Below are 16,068 nucleotides of genomic sequence, written 5' to 3' on the forward strand. Positions count from 1 at the left end.
CGCAAGTGACTCCCCCCACAGCCACCGCGGCCGACCATGAGGTCGTGGTGACCGGATTAGGACTGGTCGCCGGCCCTCTGACAGACCCGGAGGCGCTGTTCGACCATCTCGCCGACGGACGCAGCCTCATCACCGAACACCCCCGCCACGCGGAGTGGGGCGTCCCCTGCGCCGTCTCGGCCCACATCGACCCCGGCGTCCACCGGGCCCTGCACGACGCCCTGCCCGACGAGGCCGGATCCCTCGGACCGGCCGGAGTCCTCGCCTGGCACGCCGCCGCCCAGGCCTGGGAACACAGCGGACTGCCCCGGCGGCTGGACAGCGAACGCGGCGGCGTCTTCCTCGCCTGCAACCGCATGCTGATGGAGCCGGACGAACTCGTCGACGTGGCCGCCCACGTGGACCACGAGACCGGCACCCTCGACCTGGACGCCTACCTCGACGCCGACGGCGGACCCGACCCGCACCGCTACACCCGGATCCAGCCCGACACCGCCACCGCCGCCCTCGCCGACTACTTCGGCGCCACCGGCGCCCTGGAGACCCGCGCGGACGCGTGCGCCGCCGGCGGCATGGCGATCGGCAGCGCGTACCGCCACATCCGCACCGGCGCCCTCGACGTGGCGCTCGTGGGTGGCGCCGAGAGCCTCACGACGCTCGCCGCCGTCACCGCGTTCTACCAGGTCGGCGCGCTCGCCCCGGCGAAGGGTCAGCAACCCGCGCGCATCAGCCGCCCGTTCGACAAGGACCGCACCGGCTTCGTGATCGGCGACGGTGCCGCCTTCCTCGTCCTGGAGTCGCGCGCCCACGCCGAAGCGCGCGGGGCCCGTGTCCTGGCCAGGATCGCCGGATACGCGGGCGTCACCGAGGCCGTCCAGATGACGGCCAGCTCACGGGACGGCTCGGACTACGCCGCGTGCATCCGGGCCGCTCTCGCCGACGCGGGACTCACCCCGGGCGACATCGACCACGTGAACGCTCACGGCACCTCGACGCAGGCCAACGACGCCTGCGAGGCGGCCGCCCTGCACACCGTGTTCGCGGACCGGGCCGACCGGGTCCCGATCACCGGCAACAAGTCGGCCATGGGCCATTCCCTGGCCAACAGCGGAGCGGTGGAGGCGGTGCTGTCCGTCCTCAGCATCCAGCGGCAGACCCTCCTGCCCACGCTGAACTTCACCGAGCCGGACGAGGTGACCCGCGGGCTCGACATCGTCACCGAACGACGCGACGCACCGGTGAGCGCGGTCCTGTCGAACTCCTTCGGCTTCGGCGGCCAGAACTGCTCCCTGGTCCTGACGAAGGCGGGGTGAGCGCGGCCATGACGCCTCTGGACACGGTGCGCCTGAGCGCACCCGCCGTGTACACGGCGGCCGGCACGGACCCCGCGACCCTGTGGGAGGCCCTGGTGGCGGGCAAGGACACCAGCAGCCCCTGCGAGCACCTCGCCGGACCCTGGCCCCCGTTCCGCAACGCCTTCCTCGTGGACGACCCGGACGCGGCCACGCTCGGCGTGCACCGCAGGGTGCTGCGCACGTCCGAGAAGCAGGCCCGGATGGCCCTGTACGGCGCCCGGCTGGCGCTGGCCGGACCGGCGGCCGACGGGCCCGTGGGTGGCCCCGACTGGGGGCTGTACCTCGGACTGCCCACGGTGGACGAGGAGTTGCTGCGGTTCGACGCGCTGGAGCGCCTGCACAAGGTCGCCGGGCAGCCGGGCGAGGTGGCCGCCCTCTTCGGCCGGGAGGTCCCCCCGTTCAGCGGGCTCTCCCACCTCAACAGCACCGCGGCCGCGCACATCTCGGCGGCCTTCGGGCTGATGGGCGCGATGGCCGCGTACTCCCCGTTCTCCGACGCCGGGCTCCAGGCCCTCATCGACGGTGTGCTGTCGGTCGCCGAGGGCGAGAACGAGGCGGCGGTCATCGGCGCGGTCAGCCCCAAGGTGCACCCGCTGCTCTTCGCGCAGTACGAGCACCTCGGGTGGAACGGGGCGGTCCCGGGGGAGGGTTCGGCCTTCCTGCTCGCCCGCCGCGCCGGGGACGCGGCGCCCGGTGTCCGTCCGGCCGGCTACGGCCGGGCCTTCGGCGCCGGTGAGGACGGTGCGAACGCCGGAGAGGACGACCGCGCGGACGCGATCGCCGAAGCCGTCCAGGCGGCGCTGGAGATGGCCGGCACGGACGCCGACGGCATCGGCTGGGTACTGCCCGACGCCGCGTGGGCCACGTCCGCCGAGCGGGCGCAGAAGGCGGCGCTGGACCGGGTCTTCGCACAGGCCGCCCACCCGCCCGTGGTGTGCACCAGCGCGCGCGCCACCGGCGTGCTCGGCCCCGCGCACCCGCTGGCCCACACGGTGCTGGCGCTGACCGGACTGGCCACCGGCCGCAGGCTGGCCGCCGAGGGCGGCACCGTACGCGAGGAGGAGCTGCCGGTTCCGCGGGCGCTGGTGCTGGCCTGCGGTGTGCGCGGTCAGGCGTGCGCCGTCGTACTGGAAGGGGTGGGGACATGACGCGCCGCGTCGTGGTGACCGGACTGGGCGCCGTCTGCGGACTGGGCCTCGACTGGCAGACCATGTGGGACGGACTGTGCCAGGGCCGTTCGGCGATCCGCGCCTGGCGGCTGCCCGGCGTCGACGACTTCCCGGTGCGTTACGCGGCACCGGTCGACGACGAGGCGTTCGCCGAGCGCTACGGCGCCGACGAGGAGCTGAACCGGCCCATGGAGCGCCGGGCCCGGTTCGGGCTGGCGGCCGCCGGTCAGGCGCTGGCCGACGCCGGATTCGACGCGTCCGGCTCACCGGGCCGCGTCGGTACGGCCGTCGGTTCGGGTGTTCCCGAGCGGGATGCCCACGAACTCCTGCACGCCGTGAGCGAGGACGGCGAACCCAGCTGGCAGACGCTGTACGCACGGCGCGCCGGGCTCGACCCGGCCGGCGGTCTGCTGTGCACCAACGACGCGCTGGCCGTCTCCATCGCCCGACGCCACCGGCTGCGCGGCCCGGCGCTGAACTTCTCCACCGCCTGCGCGGGCGCCGCCCACGCCATCGGCCACGGCCTGCGCATGATCCGCCGCGGAGAGGTGGACGCGATGCTGGTCGGCGGGGCCGACTCGGTGCTGAACCTGCCGACCATGACCGGGCTGCACCTGCTCGGCGCGCCCTCCACCTCCGAGCTGTTCGGGGACCGGCTGTGCCGGGCCTTCGACCGGGACCGCAGCGGGCTGGTCGCCGCCGAGGGCGCGGCCATGCTGGTGCTGGAGAGCGAGGAGAGCGCCAGGAGGCGCGGGGCGCGTGTGTACGCCGAGCTGGCCGGGTTCGGCAGCTCGCTGGACGCCCACCAGGTGACCGCCCCGCATCCCGAGGGCAAGGGCGCCGCCCTGGCCATGAGCCGGGCGCTGGCGGACGCCGGGGTGGCCCCGGAGCAGGTGGACTGCGTCAACGCCCACGGCACCTCCACCCCGCTCAACGACCCGATCGAGACCCGCGCGATCAAGGACGTGTTCGCCTCGGGCGAGCACTACCGGAAGCTGGCGGTCACCGCCAACAAGACGATGCTCGGGCACCTCATCGCGGCCGCCGGCGCTCCCGAGCTGATCGCCACCGTGCTGTCCGTGCGCGACGGCGTCGTCCCCCCGACGCTGAACCTGGAGAACCCGGACCCGGCCTGCGACCTGGACTACGTGCCGGACAAGGCGCGGTACCGGGAGGTGTCGGTGGCAGTGAGCAATTCCTTCGGCTTCGGCGGCCTCAACGCCAGTCTGGTGGTGCGTGGTCATGAGCACTGACATTCCCGACGCGATCGTCGTCACCGGCATCGGTGCCGTCCTGCCCACCGGGCGCGGTCCCGAGGCCCTGTGGACGGCCTGGCGCGAGGCGCGGCCGGCGCTCTCGCCCTACCGCGACCCGTACGTCCGCTCCCGCAGGATCACCCACTTCGGGCACGTCCCGGACGAGCTCCAGAAACAGGGCCGGGACAGCGTGCCGCACAAGCTGCGCAAGTTCGGCACACCGTTCACCTTCAACGCCGTGCTCGCCGTTCAGGACGCCCAGCGGCAGGCGGGGAAGAGCTGGGAGGCGATCCCCGAGGAACGGCGTGGACTGTACGTCGCCCAGGACGACTCCACCGACCTGAGCGCCGCCGCCTTCACCAAGGCCCTCGACAAGGCACGGACGGACGCCTCCGCGCAGGTGGGTGCCGACCTCCAGCGCGTGGTGGCGGAGGCGTTCGGCAACGCGGCGACCTTCAACCCGTTCACCGTCATCCGTGCCCTGAACAACAACACCCTCGCCCTGGTCAGCATCGCCGAGCGGTTCCGCGGCGACTGCGCGGCCTTCGTCCAGGACGCCGGCGCGGCCCTGAGCGCCCTCCAGCGGGCCCAGTTCAGCCTGCGCAACGGGCACTGCGACACCGCCGTGGTGGTCGGCGCGGGCAGCTACAACGAGGCGCTGAAGCTGGCCGGGCTGTACCGCGCCGGGCAGCTCAGCGCGGGCGGCCACGGCCGTGACTCGCTGCGCAGCTTCGCTCCCGACCGGGACGGCACGGTCGTCGGGGAGGGCGCGGTGGCGCTCGTGCTGGAACGCGCCGAGGACGCCGTCGCCCGCGGTGCCCGTCCGCTCGTCGAGGTCGTCGGCACCCGGCTGCGGCCGGCACTCGACGGCGGCGTCGGCCCGGCCGACCTCGCGGAGAGCGCCCGGACGCTGCTGGCCGCGCACGGCATGACGCCCGACATGCTGGGCGCCGTCCTGGCCGACGGCAAGGGCACCGTGCACCACGACACGGCGGAGATCGAGCTGCTGCGCACCCTGCTGAAGGACAGCCGGGTCCCGGTCAGCTCCGTACGCCCGATCGTCGGCACCCTGGGCGCGGCCGGTCCGCTCGCCGAACTCGCCCTGGCACCCGACCTGTTCGCAGCAGGCGAGCTGCCGCCGATCGCGCACCTGAGCACTTCCCCGGACGAGGGCACCGACTTCGTCACCGGCAGCGCCCGGAAGCGGCGGATCGACTCCGTCCTGAGCCTGCACAGCACGTTCAACGGGTTCGCGGGGGCCCTGCTCGCCAAGCGGCCGCACACCATCTGAGGGGGCACACCAGCCATGTCACAGTTCACCGACTACGTGCAGCCCCGGATGGGCCGGGTGTTCACCGCCCTGGGACTGGACGTCGAGTACGAACGCGCCGAGGGCAACACCATGTACCACCGCGACGAGCGGGGGGAGCTGGTGCCCGTCCTGGACCTGATGGGCGGCTACGGCTCGCTGATCCTCGGGCACAACCACCCCGAGCTCGTCGCGCACGCCAAGGCGCTGCTGGACGGCAACCGCGCCGTGCACGCCCAGTTCTCGCTGCGTGAGGAGGCGGGCCGGCTCGGCGCCGCGCTCAGCGACGTCGTTCGCCGGGAGACCTCGGCCAAGGAGCCCTACGTGGCCACCTTCGGCAACAGCGGGGCGGAGGCCGTCGAGGCGGCCGTCAAGCACGCCGAGCTGGTCCGGGTGCGCCGGGCGACGGTGCTCGCCGACGAGGTCGCGGCGCACGCCGAACAAGCCCGTCAGGCCGTCCGCCGGGGCGAGGCGCGCATCGACGCCGACGCCTTCGAGCAGCCCGGCGTGCGCGGGCGGGCCACCCCCGCCGACGGGATCGACGGGCTGCTGGCCGCCGTCGGCGCCCACAACACGGCCGCCCTGGCGACCCGGCCGCTGTTCCTCGCCCTGGAGCGCTCCTTCCACGGCAAGCTCGTCGGCAGCGTGCAGCTCACCTACAACGCGGGCTTCCGGGCGCCCTTCCAGAACCTGGGCACCCGGGTCCGGTTCGTGCCCATGGACGAACTCGGCCGGCCGGAGACCCTGGAGCGGATCGCCGAGGACGAGCGGGTCACACTGCTCGACGCCGAGGTCGTGGACGACCGGGTGCGCCTGGTCGAGCGGGACCTGCCGGTCGTCACCGCCTTCCTGCTGGAGCCCGTGCAGGGCGAGGGCGGCATCCACGCGCTGACCACCGAACAGGGGCGGGCCGTACGGCTGTTCTGCAACCGCGTCGGCACGGCGCTGATCATCGACGAGGTGCAGAGCGGCATGGGCCGCTGCGGCGCCTTCCTCGCCAGCTCCCTGATCGGGCTGCGCGGCGACTACTACACCCTGTCGAAGTCACTGGGCGGCGGACTCGCCAAGATCTCCGCCATGCTCGTCCGGAAGTCGCTCTACCAGGGCGAGTTCGACCTGATCCACAGCTCGACCTTCGCGATGGACGACTTCTCCTCGTCCGTCGCCCGCAAGGTCGTCGAAATGCTGGAGGCCGACGACGGCCGCGTGTACCGGCAGGTCACCGAGCGGGGCGAACGGCTGACCCGGATGCTGGAGGACCTCAGGGCGCAGTACCCGGACGTCATCGAGGAGGTCCGCGGCAAGGGGCTGTTCATCGGCCTCCAGCTGCGCGACCAGGGCGAGGCCCGCTCGATGGTGCTGCGCGGCGGCGCCTACACCGGGGCGCTCGGCTATCTGCTCTCCGGCTATCTGCTGCGCGAGGAGCGCATCCGCATCGCGCCGACCGGCAGCGCCGGCAACGTCCTGCGCATCCAGCCGTCGGCGTACCTCACGGACGAGGAGATCGAGTGGCTGCGCGGTGCCCTGGAGCGGCTGTGCCGCATCCTGCGCTACGAGGACACGCTCCACCTCGTCCACCCCGCGACCGACCGTACGATCCCCAAGCCGCGCGCCGAGATCCGCGACTTCCGGGGCGCGGTGGCCCCCTACGAGCAGGGCGAGCCGCGGCCGGTGAGCGGGCCCGTGCGCAAGGTGGCCTTCGTCAACCACCTGATCACACCGGCCCATCTGCGGCAGGTCGACCCGGCGCTCGCCGACCTCGGCGACACGGCGCTGCGCTCCTTCGTCCTGGGCATGGAGCCGGTGAAACAGGCGGCGCCCTACCCGGCGGTGCGGATCACCTCGCCGCTGGGCAGCGCCGTGGACTTCGCGCTCTACCCGCTCATGGTCGGCTCCGAGCAGATGGGCCGCTACCTGGCCTCCGGGGACGTCACCGGGATCCGCGCGGACGTCGAGGAGCGCGTACGGGCGGCCCGCGAGGACGGCTGCGAGGTCGCCGGCCTCGGCATGTACACCTCCATCGTGACCAACAACTGCACCTCGCTGAAGGTCCCCGGCATCGCGCTGACCTCCGGCAACGCGCTGACCGTCGCGATGGGCGTCCAGGCCATGGAGCGCGGCGCGCGCGACCGCGGCTTCGCCCTCGCCGACACCACGCTGGCGGTGGTCGGCGCGGCCGGCAACATCGCGTCCGTCTACAGCCAGCTGTTCGCCGAGCGGCTGCACAGGATCGTCCTGGTCGGCAGCGGCCGCGACGGCTCGGTACGGCGACTGCGCAACACCGTGTACGGCATCTACGGGGAGTGCTGGTCGCGGATCGCCGAGGGCGGTGAACTGACCGGTGTCCCGGCCCGGCTGGCGGAGGAGCCGCTGATCACCAAGTGGCTCGCCGAGGAGCCGCCCGCCGAGACCGAGCGGGGCCGGGCCATCGCGCAGTACCTGGAGGAACGGTACGGCGAGGACCCGTTCCTGACCATCAGCCAGAGCACGGACGCGGTGCGCGAGGCCCGGCTGGTGCTGGCCGCCTCGAACAGCCCCGAACCGTTCCTGACCGGCGAGCACTTCGCCCCCGACGCCGTGGTCTGCGACATCGCGGTGCCCAACAACGCCGTCCCGGAGCTGACCGAGCAGCGCCCCGACCTGGCGTACATGCTCGGCGGCATCGTCGCCACCCCGGGCGGGGAGAGCCTGCACCCCTCGGCACGCGCCTTCCTGCGGGCGGGCCAGCTGTTCGCCTGCATGGCGGAGACCGCGCTGATGGGTCTGGCCGGGCTCGACCGGCACTACTCCTACGGGAACATCACCCGCCGGCAGGTCATCGACATCGCCGCGCTGGCCGACGCGCACGGGCTGCGGCTGGCCGACTACAAGAGCGCGCACTCGGTGTGAGCCCGACTCGAGAGGACATCAGCGACATGCAATTCGTGGGCCAGGTGGCACTGGTGACCGGCGGCAGCCGCGGCATCGGACGGGCCATCGCCGTCAAGCTCGCCGAAGAGGGATGCGACATCGCGCTCAACTACCGCAGCGCGACCGACGAGGCGCGACAGGTCGCCGAACGGATAGCGAAGCTCGGCCGCAGGGTCGAGCTGATCCAGGGCGACGTCTCCGACCCGGACGTACCGCGCCAAGTCGTCTCCGGCGTCCGCGCCGCCTTCGGCCGGCTCGACGTACTCGTCAACAACGCCGGCATCACCCGAGACGAACTCCTGGTCAACCAGAGCCTGAAAGACATCCGGGACGTCGTGGACACCAACCTCGTCGGCCCCATGCTCATGGTCCAGGCGGCGGCGGGCGTGATGCTGCGCCAACGCTACGGACGGATCGTCAACCTCTCCTCCGCGGCCGCCTCCAAGCCCGGTCGCGGCCAGTCCAACTACGCGGCGGCCAAGGGCGGGCTCGAGTCGTTCACCAAAGCGATGGCCGTGGAGCTCGCCTCCCGCAACATCCTCGTCAACGCCGTCGCCCCGGGCGTGATCCGGACCGACATGACGGAGACCATCCGCGGCCGCGCCGAGGACGAGATCATGGGCCGGCTGCTGGTGAAGAGCTACGCCGAGCCCGAGACGATCGCCGACGCCGTGGCCTACCTCGCCTCCCCGCGCAACACCTACACCACCGGCGAGGTGCTGCACATCGACGGCGGCCTGAAGATGGCGTGAAAGGGGACCGGCACATGAACGACATCGACACTCCCCCGCTCGGCCGGCGCCCCGCACCGGGCGACCTGGCGGGCAGGACCGCCGTCGTCACCGGCTCCGCCGGAGGCATCGGCCGTGAGGTGGCCCTCGTCCTCGCCGAATCCGGTGCCGCGCACCTCGTCCTGCTCGACCGGGACGCCCACGGGCTGGAGACGGTCGCCAAGGAGGTACGCGACCTCGGGGCACAGGCCACCGCACTGGCCGTGGACCTGCGCGACCGCGACCGCGTCCGCGCGGAACTGCGCGCCGCCCTGCGGTCCCTGGGCCGCCTGGACATCCTGGTCAACAGCGCCGGCGTCGCCGACGAGAACGCACCCGACGACGAGGACACCTGGCTGCGGGTGCTGGACATCAACCTGCACGGCACCTTCGCCGTCACCGCCGCCTGCCTGGAGCACCTGGCGGCGGGCGGCCGGATCGTCAACGTGTCCTCGATCCTCGGCAAGGCCGGCAAGATGCGCAACACCGCCTACTGCGCCTCCAAGCACGGCCTGATCGGCTACACCAAGGGCCTGGCCCTGGACCTCGCCTCCCGCAACATCACGGTCAACGCCGTACTGCCGGGCTGGACCGACACACCCATGCTGCGCCGGGAGATCGCCGCCCAGGCGGACGAGATCGGCGCGGACCCCGAACGCATGCTGCGCCAGGCCCGCAAGTCCATCCCGCTGCGGCGGCTCGTCGAGGCACGCGAGGCCGCCGACCTCGTCGGCTTCCTGGTGTCGGACCGGGCCGGCGCGATCACCGCGCAGAGCCTGACGATCGATGGAGGCTACACCCGTGGAATGTGACGCCGGAACGGTGACGGCCACCCTGGCCCGCCGACAAGCGAGGCACACGCCACAGCCCTGGCTGCGCCGGCTCGGCCCGGAGCCGGCGCAGCCCGCCGCCCGCCTCGTGTGCTTCCCGCACGCGGGCGGCGGCGCCGGCGCCTACCGGCCGCTGGCCGCCGCCCTGGCCGACGCGACGCGCACCCACCGCACCGGGCCCTACGAGATGCTCGCCGTCCAGTACCCCGGCCGTCAGGAACGCATCCACGAGGAACGCGTGGAGGACCTGGCGGAGCTGGCCGAACGCGCGTTCCGGGCGGTCCTCCCGCTCGCGGACCGGCCGCTGACCCTGCTGGGCCACAGCATGGGCGCGGTGGTGGCCTACGAGGTGGCCCGGCGTCTGGAGGACGCCGGTACCGGCCCGGCCCACCTGATCGTCTCCGGTGCCTGGGCCCCCGACCGGGTACGCGACCGCGCCGTCCGGCTCCGGGACGACGACGGCCTCGTCGAGGAACTGCGCAGCACCCGGGGCACCGACCCCCGGCTGCTGCGCCACCCCGACGTCCTGGCGATGGCCCTGCCGGTCCTGCGCAGCGACTACACGGCCCTGGAGACCTACCGCCACCGCCCCGGCCGGCCCCTGACCGCGCCGGTCACCGCTCTGGTGGGCGACGCCGACCCCGTCGTCGACGTCCCCGAGGCGGCCGCCTGGGAGCGGCACACGCGTGGCCCCTTCCGGCTGCGGGTCTTCCCCGGCGGCGACCACTTCTACCTCACGGCACACTGGCCGGACCTGGCCGGTTACGTGTGTGAACAACCGCAGCCGCTGCCGGGACCCCGGGTTCCGCTCAGCCCGCCGGTCCCGGCTCTCGCGCGATGAGCATCCGCCGGGAAACTCCCGGTCGAGCAAGGGGGCGAGTGCCGCGACTCACTGGTCGTAGCTGAAATCGCCCACGGTCCACGCGCTGACGTCCTTGATCGCGACCCGGTACATGCCACCCGTCTCGGGGATGCCGAGGCTGCCCTGGAGGATTCGGGCGAGGTGGAAGTGCAGGTGCGTGGGGGTCTCGCCGTGGCCGGGCCGGTTCTGGCGCGGGCCGCGGGTGAAGACGTCGGAGAACGGGCCGAGGTGGTCCGAGTCCTTCAGGACCTCCGCCACCCGCTCCCTCCACACGGCCTCGGGAGCCAGCCGGCCGGTGATGACGGCACCGCCGACGACCACGGTCAGTGACATCTGATTGCTTCGCTCGGATTCCACCGCGGCGGAAATGGCGACGAGCAGCTCATCAGGGTTCGACATGAGTCCACATCCTATTCGGCCGCCTGCCCCGGGGCCCTCCGCGGGCGGGAAACGGCTGCGAACCGGCTGTGAGCCGTATCAGGGCACGAGCGCCCGGTCCCGGTGGATCGGGCCGGACAGGTGGGACAAGGGCAGGCCCGTTCCCTGGTTGGTGTGGGCGACGATCTCCGCGGTGATGGAGATCGCCGTCTCCTCGGGCGTGCGGGCGCCGAGGTCGAGGCCGATCGGGGAGCGCAGCCTGGCCAGCCGCTCCTCGGTCACGCCTGCCTCGGTCAGGAGGCGCAGGCGTTCGTCGTGGGTGCGCCGGGAACCCATCGCGCCGACGTAGCCGACGGGCAGGCCGAGGGCCAGGCGCAGCAGGGGGATGTCGAACCTGGCGTCATGGGTGAGGACGCAGATCGCGGTGCGGGCGTCGACTTCTGTGTTCTCCAGGTAGCGGTGGGGCCAGTCGACGACGATCTCGTCGGCGTGCGGGAAGCGGGCGGGGGTGGCGAAGACGGGGCGGGCGTCGCACACGGTGACCCGGTAGCCGAGGAAGGCCCCGGTCCGGCTCAGGGCGGCGGCGAAGTCGATCGCGCCGAAGACCAGCAGGCGGGGGCGGGAGGCGTGGACGTGGACCAGCACCGAGAGTCGTTCCGGGCAGGTGCCGGCGTCCCCGCCGATCTCCGCCCGGGCCGTGCGTCCGGCCCGCAGCAGCGTCCGCGCCTGTGCGCCGATCTCCCGGCGCAGTGCTCCGGTCAGCGGGCTGTGCCGTGTGCCGTGCCGGACGCCTCCCGCCGCGTCGACGTGCAGCATCCCGCCGAGCAGTTCCTCCGGGCCCTCGACGACCTGGGCGACGGCGGCGGAACGGCCCTCCACGACCTCGGCGAGGGCGGTGGCGAGGTGCGGGTGCGTCGCGGGGTCGACGCGCTGGACGAGGACGTCGAGTTCGCCGCCGCAGGTCAGGCCTACGGCGAAGGCGTCGTCGTCGGAGTAGCCGAACCGGGCGCGCTGGGGAGCTCCCCGGTCGTGGAGCACCTGTCGGCACAGCTCGTAGACCGCGCCCTCGACGCAGCCGCCGGAGATGCTGCCGGCCGCGTTGCCGTCCTCGTCCACCGCGACCGACGTGCCGGCCGGCAGCGGTGCGCTGCCGGTGACGTCGACGACGGTGGCCAACGCGAAGGGACGAGCTTCGCGGCACCAACGGTGCAGTGTGTCCGCGATGTTCAGCATGGGCCTTTCTCCCTGCCCCTCAGAGCAACGCCTCTGCCGTGATGGGCAGTTCGCGGACGCGGCGGCCGGTGGCGTTGAAGACCGCGTTGGCGATGGCGGGCGCGACGCCGCAGATCACCAGCTCGGCAAGGCCCTTCACGCCGAGCGGGTCGGCGTCGTAGTCCTCCCCGTCGAGGTAGATCGCCCTGAGGTCGGGGATGTCGGCGTTGACCGGGACGAGGTAGTCGGCGAGGTTGGCGTTGACGACCCGTCCGTCACGGTGGTCGGTGACCGTGTGCTCCAGCAGCGCCTGGCCGATGCCGCCCACCATGCCGCCGATGGCCTGGCTGTCCGCCAGCTTGGGGCTGATGATGCGGCCCGCGTCGTACACGGAGAGCATCCGCCGCACCCGTACCAGACCCAGCGTCGCGTCCACCGCCACCTCGGTGAAGGTCGCGCTGTAGCCGCTGATGGAGAACCGCTCGCCCCTCGGCGGGGTGAAGGAGGTGTCCGCTTCGAGGCGGGCGCGGCCGTTGCGGGTCAGCAGCCGCTGGTACGACTCGCCGCGCGCCGGGTTCCCCTGCACGTGCAGGCGGCCGCCCCGGACCACGATGTCGTCGGGCGACACCCCGTACAGCGGGGACTCCTCGTCCTCGACGGCCAGCCGGATCGCCTGCCGCCGGAGCTGGTTGCAGACGTCGAGGGTGGCGGAGCCGACGCTGGCCATGGTCTGGGAACCGCCGTGCGGCGGGGTCGGCGGGTAGCGGGAGTCGCCGAGCCGGAAGTCGACCGCGCGCACGGCCAGCCCGAGCGCGTCGGCGGCGACCTGGGTCTGTGAGGTGTACGTGCCCGGGCCCATGTCGCTGGTGGCGCACTCGATCACCGCCGTGCCGTCGGCGTCGAGGCGGGCCCGGGACTGGGCCGGGGAGACTGCCGTGTGGTACACGCCCGAGGCCATGCCCATGCCGATCAGCCAGTCGCCGTCCCGCGTGGAGCGCGGTTTCGGTTTGCGGCGCTGCCAGCCGAACTCGCGGGCGCCGACCGTGTAGCACTCCAGCAGCCGACGGGTGGAGAACGGCGCGTTGTTGGACGGGTCCTGGGCCGGCTCGTTGCGGCGGCGCAGTTCGATCGGGTCGATGCCGAGCTCGTGGGCGAGTTCGTCCATGGCCGACTCGACGACGAAGACCCCCGTGGCGGCGCCGGGGCCGCGCATCCAGATCGGGGTGTGCACGTCCAGCGGCACCGTGCGATAGGCCTGGCGGACGCCGGGCGTGCTGTAGAGCATCTGGCCGGGCGTCATGACGGCCTCGGTGAACGTCTCGTACGACGAGGTCTCCGCGTCGATCCGGTGGTCCGCGGCGACCAGGCGGCCGTTCCGGTCGCCGCCGATGCTCACCCGGTAGTCGTAGGAGGGCCGGAAGCCGGTGCCGAAGTACATCTGCCTGCGGCTCAGGACCAGTTTGACCGGACGGCCCGTGACCCGCGCGGCCAGCGCGGCGACCACGGTGTGCGGCCAGCAGCGCAGCCCGCTGCCGAAGCCGCCGCCGACGTAGGGGTTGACGACCCGCACCGAGTCCAGCGGCACGCCGAACACCGTGGAGAGCTCCAGCTGTGTGCCGGGCACCCACTGGGTCTTGTCCCACACGGTCAGCCGGTTGCCGTCCCAGCGGGCGATGGTGGCGTGCGGCTCCATCGGGTTGTGGTGGTTGCGCGCCAGGCGGTACGTCAGGTCCAGCCGCACGTCCGCGTCGCGCAGGCCGGCTTCTACGTCGCCGCGCGCGTACCTGGTCGGCTCGCCGGGCTCGCCCTGGGCGAGGTCCGTGGTGGGCCGCTCGGCGTCGTAGCGGACCTTCACCAGGCTCGCGCCGTGCTGCGCGGCCTCCAGCGTGGTGGCCACCACGACGGCGACCGGCTGGCCGTGGAAGAGGACCCGGTCGTCCTGGAAGACCCGCAGCTTGCGGCCCGGCAGGTTGTTCGAACCGGAGGAGTTGTCGCGGTACGGCAGTGTCGGCGCGTTGCCGTGGTGGATCACCCGCAGTACACCCGGGACGGCTTCGGCGTCGTCCGTGTCGACGCCGGTGACACGCCCGCGGCCGATGCTCGCGTCGACGATGACCGCGTGCACCGCCCCGTCGATGTCGAACTCGGCGGCGTACCGCGCCTGGCCGGTGACCTTCAGCCGCCCGTCCACGCGGGACAGCGGCGCGCCCACGGCTGCCTGAGGCTGGGGGCTCACTTCGTACCTCCTACGATGCGCAGCTGGCGTTCGACGGTCCGCTTCAGCAGCGCGACCTTGAAGCGGTTGTGCCTCAGGGGGCGGGCCCCCTCCGTCGCCTTCTCCGCGGCCGCTGTCCACAGGGCGTCCGAGGGGCGCTCGCCGATGAGGTGCCGCTCGACGGCGGGCAGCTTCCAGGGGACGGTGCCCACTCCCCCGGCGGCGACCTTCGCCTCCCGGATCACCCCGCCCCGGATGTGCAGCGCGACCGCCGCGGAGGTCAGGGCGAACTCGTAGGACTGCCGGTCGCGCACCTTCAGATAGCCCGACTTGAGGGGACGCGGAAGCGCCGGTATCTCGATCGTCGTGATCAACTCGCCTTGCCTGACGGCCTGTTCCCGCTGCGGGGTGCTTCCCGGGCGCAGCAGGAAGTCGGCGAAGGGGACTTCACGCTCTCCCTCGGGGCCCAGCAGGTGCACTCGTGCCTCCAGCGCCGCGAAGGCCACGGCGACGTCGGAGGGGTGCGTGGCGACGCAGTGGCCGGAGGTGCCGAGGATCGCGTGCGAGCGGTTGACGCCGTGCAGTGCCGCGCAACCGGAGCCGGGCTCGCGCTTGTTGCAGTCGGCGGTCACGTCACGGAAGTACGTGCAGCGGGTGCGCTGCATGATGTTGCCGCCGATGGTGGCCATGTTGCGCAGCTGGGCCGAGGCGCTCAGTTCCAGCGCCCGGGAGACGACCGGGTAGGCGGCGCGCACCGCGGGGTGGGCGGCGGCCTCGGCCATCCGCACCAGGGCGCCGATGCGCAGGCCGCCCTCCTTGGTGACGAGGATGTCGCGCAGCGGCAGGCCGGAGATGTCGACCAGGGTCCCGGGGCGCTCGACGGTCTCGCGCATCAGGTCGACCAGGGTGGTGCCGCCGGCGATGTAACGACCGCCCGCGCGACCGGCCTTGAGGGCCTCGCGGGTGTCGGAGACGCGGGTGTACGCGAAGGGGTGCATGGGGGCCGCTCCTTACTTCCGGCCCGCGGTCTGCTCGACCGCGCGCACGATCTTGACGTAGCAGCCGCAGCGGCAGATGTTGCCGCTCATCCACTCCCGGATCTCCTCCGGCGAACCGGTGTGCCCCTCCTGGATGCAGCCCACCCCGGAGACGATCTGACCGGGCGTGCAGTAGCCGCACTGGAAGGCGTCCTCGTCGATGAACGCCTGCTGCAACGGGTGCAGCCGGTCACCCTCGGCCAGGCCCTCGACGGTGGTGACCTCGGCGCCCTCCAGCCGGACCGCGAGCGTCAGGCAGGAGTTGACCCGGTGGCCGTCGACCAGCACGGTGCACGCCCCGCAGGCCCCGGCGTTGCAGCCCTTCTTCGAGCCGGTCAGGCCGAGGTGTTCGCGCAGCAGGTCCAGCAGCGACGTGCGGTTGTCGACCGTCACGGTCCGGCGGGTGCCGTTGACCGTCAACGACACCCGGCTGGAGGGCGACGCCCCCTCGGCGGTGGCTTCGTCCGGGACCGCGAGGAACGTGCCTCCGGCCACGACGGCACCGCCGACCGCGGCACTGGTGGCGATGAAGGTGCGCCGGCTGGGCGCCGAGGAGGACCCGCCGGGTCCGGTGGGGGGTGGAGCAGCGGATTCAGGGAGGTCAATGGACATGGATACGCCTTCGCATCACGGACGGATCGGCCGTACAGAGCGGCACGGCAGGAGACGGGATCGTTGTCACCGCAGACCTGGGCGACCGCGCGCCTTTCCGCGGCCGTCCATGTGGGAAGTCTGGCACCGCGAGCAGCGCCTGTGACGGGGAGA

At 72.9% G+C, this 16,068-nt stretch carries 13 protein-coding genes; 8 read left to right on the top strand and 5 right to left on the bottom strand.

The genetic code is table 11. The features are described 5' to 3' along the window. Nucleotides 1–5: 5 nt before the first annotated feature. Genes QC385_RS29145 through QC385_RS29180 form a run of 8 tightly spaced genes read left to right on the top strand, consistent with a single transcriptional unit; the run spans nt 6 to nt 10,440 of the window. Nucleotides 6–1,313: a beta-ketoacyl-[acyl-carrier-protein] synthase family protein gene (locus QC385_RS29145; protein WP_279544375.1), complete on the top strand. Its 1,308-nt coding sequence runs from the start codon at nt 6–8 to the stop codon at nt 1,311–1,313. A gap of 8 nt (nt 1,314–1,321) precedes the next feature. Then, a complete protein-coding gene (locus tag QC385_RS29150; protein ID WP_279544376.1) occupies nt 1,322–2,503 on the top strand; it encodes a beta-ketoacyl synthase N-terminal-like domain-containing protein in 1,182 nt (393 codons plus the stop codon). Then, nucleotides 2,500–3,777 (top strand): beta-ketoacyl-[acyl-carrier-protein] synthase family protein, encoded by a 1,278-nt coding sequence (locus QC385_RS29155; protein ID WP_279544377.1) that lies wholly within the window; start codon nt 2,500–2,502, stop codon nt 3,775–3,777. The genes QC385_RS29150 and QC385_RS29155 overlap by 4 nt, the downstream gene beginning before the upstream one ends. Then, on the top strand, nt 3,767–5,071 hold the full coding sequence (locus tag QC385_RS29160) for a beta-ketoacyl synthase N-terminal-like domain-containing protein (protein ID WP_279544378.1): 1,305 nt from the start codon (nt 3,767–3,769) through the stop codon (nt 5,069–5,071). The genes QC385_RS29155 and QC385_RS29160 overlap by 11 nt, the downstream gene beginning before the upstream one ends. A gap of 15 nt (nt 5,072–5,086) precedes the next feature. After that, nucleotides 5,087–7,978, top strand: coding sequence for an aminotransferase class III-fold pyridoxal phosphate-dependent enzyme (locus tag QC385_RS29165; protein WP_279544379.1), 2,892 nt, complete (start codon nt 5,087–5,089; stop codon nt 7,976–7,978). Next, the gene (locus QC385_RS29170) at nt 7,975–8,751 is read left to right on the top strand and encodes a 3-oxoacyl-ACP reductase family protein (RefSeq protein WP_279544380.1); all 777 of its coding nucleotides are present in this window, start codon (nt 7,975–7,977) and stop codon (nt 8,749–8,751) included. The genes QC385_RS29165 and QC385_RS29170 overlap by 4 nt, the downstream gene beginning before the upstream one ends. A gap of 14 nt (nt 8,752–8,765) precedes the next feature. After that, nucleotides 8,766–9,581 (top strand): SDR family NAD(P)-dependent oxidoreductase, encoded by an 816-nt coding sequence (locus QC385_RS29175; protein WP_279544381.1) that lies wholly within the window; start codon nt 8,766–8,768, stop codon nt 9,579–9,581. Next, nucleotides 9,571–10,440 carry a thioesterase II family protein gene (locus tag QC385_RS29180; protein WP_279544382.1) on the top strand — a complete coding sequence of 290 codons (870 nt, stop codon included), beginning with the start codon at nt 9,571–9,573 and terminating at the stop codon, nt 10,438–10,440. The genes QC385_RS29175 and QC385_RS29180 overlap by 11 nt, the downstream gene beginning before the upstream one ends. A 48-nt stretch (nt 10,441–10,488) precedes the next feature. On the opposite strand, the gene QC385_RS29185 is transcribed toward QC385_RS29180, so the two are convergent. The 5 genes from QC385_RS29185 to QC385_RS29205 form a co-directional block, all read right to left on the bottom strand. Beyond that, nucleotides 10,489–10,860: a hypothetical protein gene (locus tag QC385_RS29185; RefSeq protein WP_279544383.1), complete on the bottom strand. Its 372-nt coding sequence runs from the start codon at nt 10,858–10,860 to the stop codon at nt 10,489–10,491. Between the two features lie 78 nt (nt 10,861–10,938). Further along, nucleotides 10,939–12,072 carry an XdhC family protein gene (locus tag QC385_RS29190; RefSeq protein ID WP_279544384.1) on the bottom strand — a complete coding sequence of 378 codons (1,134 nt, stop codon included), beginning with the start codon at nt 12,070–12,072 and terminating at the stop codon, nt 10,939–10,941. 19 nt (nt 12,073–12,091) lie between these two features. Continuing rightward, entirely contained in the window at nt 12,092–14,287 is a 2,196-nt protein-coding gene (locus QC385_RS29195) for a xanthine dehydrogenase family protein molybdopterin-binding subunit (protein WP_279544385.1), read from the bottom strand. After that, nucleotides 14,284–15,264 carry an FAD binding domain-containing protein gene (locus QC385_RS29200; protein ID WP_279544386.1) on the bottom strand — a complete coding sequence of 327 codons (981 nt, stop codon included), beginning with the start codon at nt 15,262–15,264 and terminating at the stop codon, nt 14,284–14,286. The genes QC385_RS29195 and QC385_RS29200 overlap by 4 nt, the downstream gene beginning before the upstream one ends. Nucleotides 15,265–15,276: 12 nt before the next feature. Continuing rightward, the gene (locus QC385_RS29205) at nt 15,277–15,915 is read right to left on the bottom strand and encodes a (2Fe-2S)-binding protein (protein WP_279544387.1); all 639 of its coding nucleotides are present in this window, start codon (nt 15,913–15,915) and stop codon (nt 15,277–15,279) included. Nucleotides 15,916–16,068 lie beyond the last annotated feature (153 nt).

The sequence above is a fragment of the Streptomyces sp. DH10 genome (genome assembly GCF_029813805.1).
Taxonomy (GTDB): Bacteria; Actinomycetota; Actinomycetes; order Streptomycetales; family Streptomycetaceae; genus Streptomyces; species Streptomyces coeruleofuscus.

Bases quoted from the DNA above. Each gene is read 5' to 3' on its own strand.
- QC385_RS29150 (WP_279544376.1), top strand. From the start codon at position 1,322: ATGACGCCTCTGGACACGGTGCGCCTGAGCGCACCCGCCGTGTACACG.
- QC385_RS29155 (WP_279544377.1), top strand. From the start codon at position 2,500: ATGACGCGCCGCGTCGTGGTGACCGGACTGGGCGCCGTCTGCGGACTG.
- QC385_RS29160 (WP_279544378.1), top strand. From the start codon at position 3,767: ATGAGCACTGACATTCCCGACGCGATCGTCGTCACCGGCATCGGTGCC.
- QC385_RS29165 (WP_279544379.1), top strand. From the start codon at position 5,087: ATGTCACAGTTCACCGACTACGTGCAGCCCCGGATGGGCCGGGTGTTC.
- QC385_RS29175 (WP_279544381.1), top strand. From the start codon at position 8,766: ATGAACGACATCGACACTCCCCCGCTCGGCCGGCGCCCCGCACCGGGC.
- QC385_RS29185 (WP_279544383.1), bottom strand. From the start codon at position 10,860: ATGTCGAACCCTGATGAGCTGCTCGTCGCCATTTCCGCCGCGGTGGAA.
- QC385_RS29190 (WP_279544384.1), bottom strand. From the start codon at position 12,072: ATGCTGAACATCGCGGACACACTGCACCGTTGGTGCCGCGAAGCTCGT.
- QC385_RS29200 (WP_279544386.1), bottom strand. From the start codon at position 15,264: ATGCACCCCTTCGCGTACACCCGCGTCTCCGACACCCGCGAGGCCCTC.
- QC385_RS29205 (WP_279544387.1), bottom strand. From the start codon at position 15,915: ATGTCCATTGACCTCCCTGAATCCGCTGCTCCACCCCCCACCGGACCC.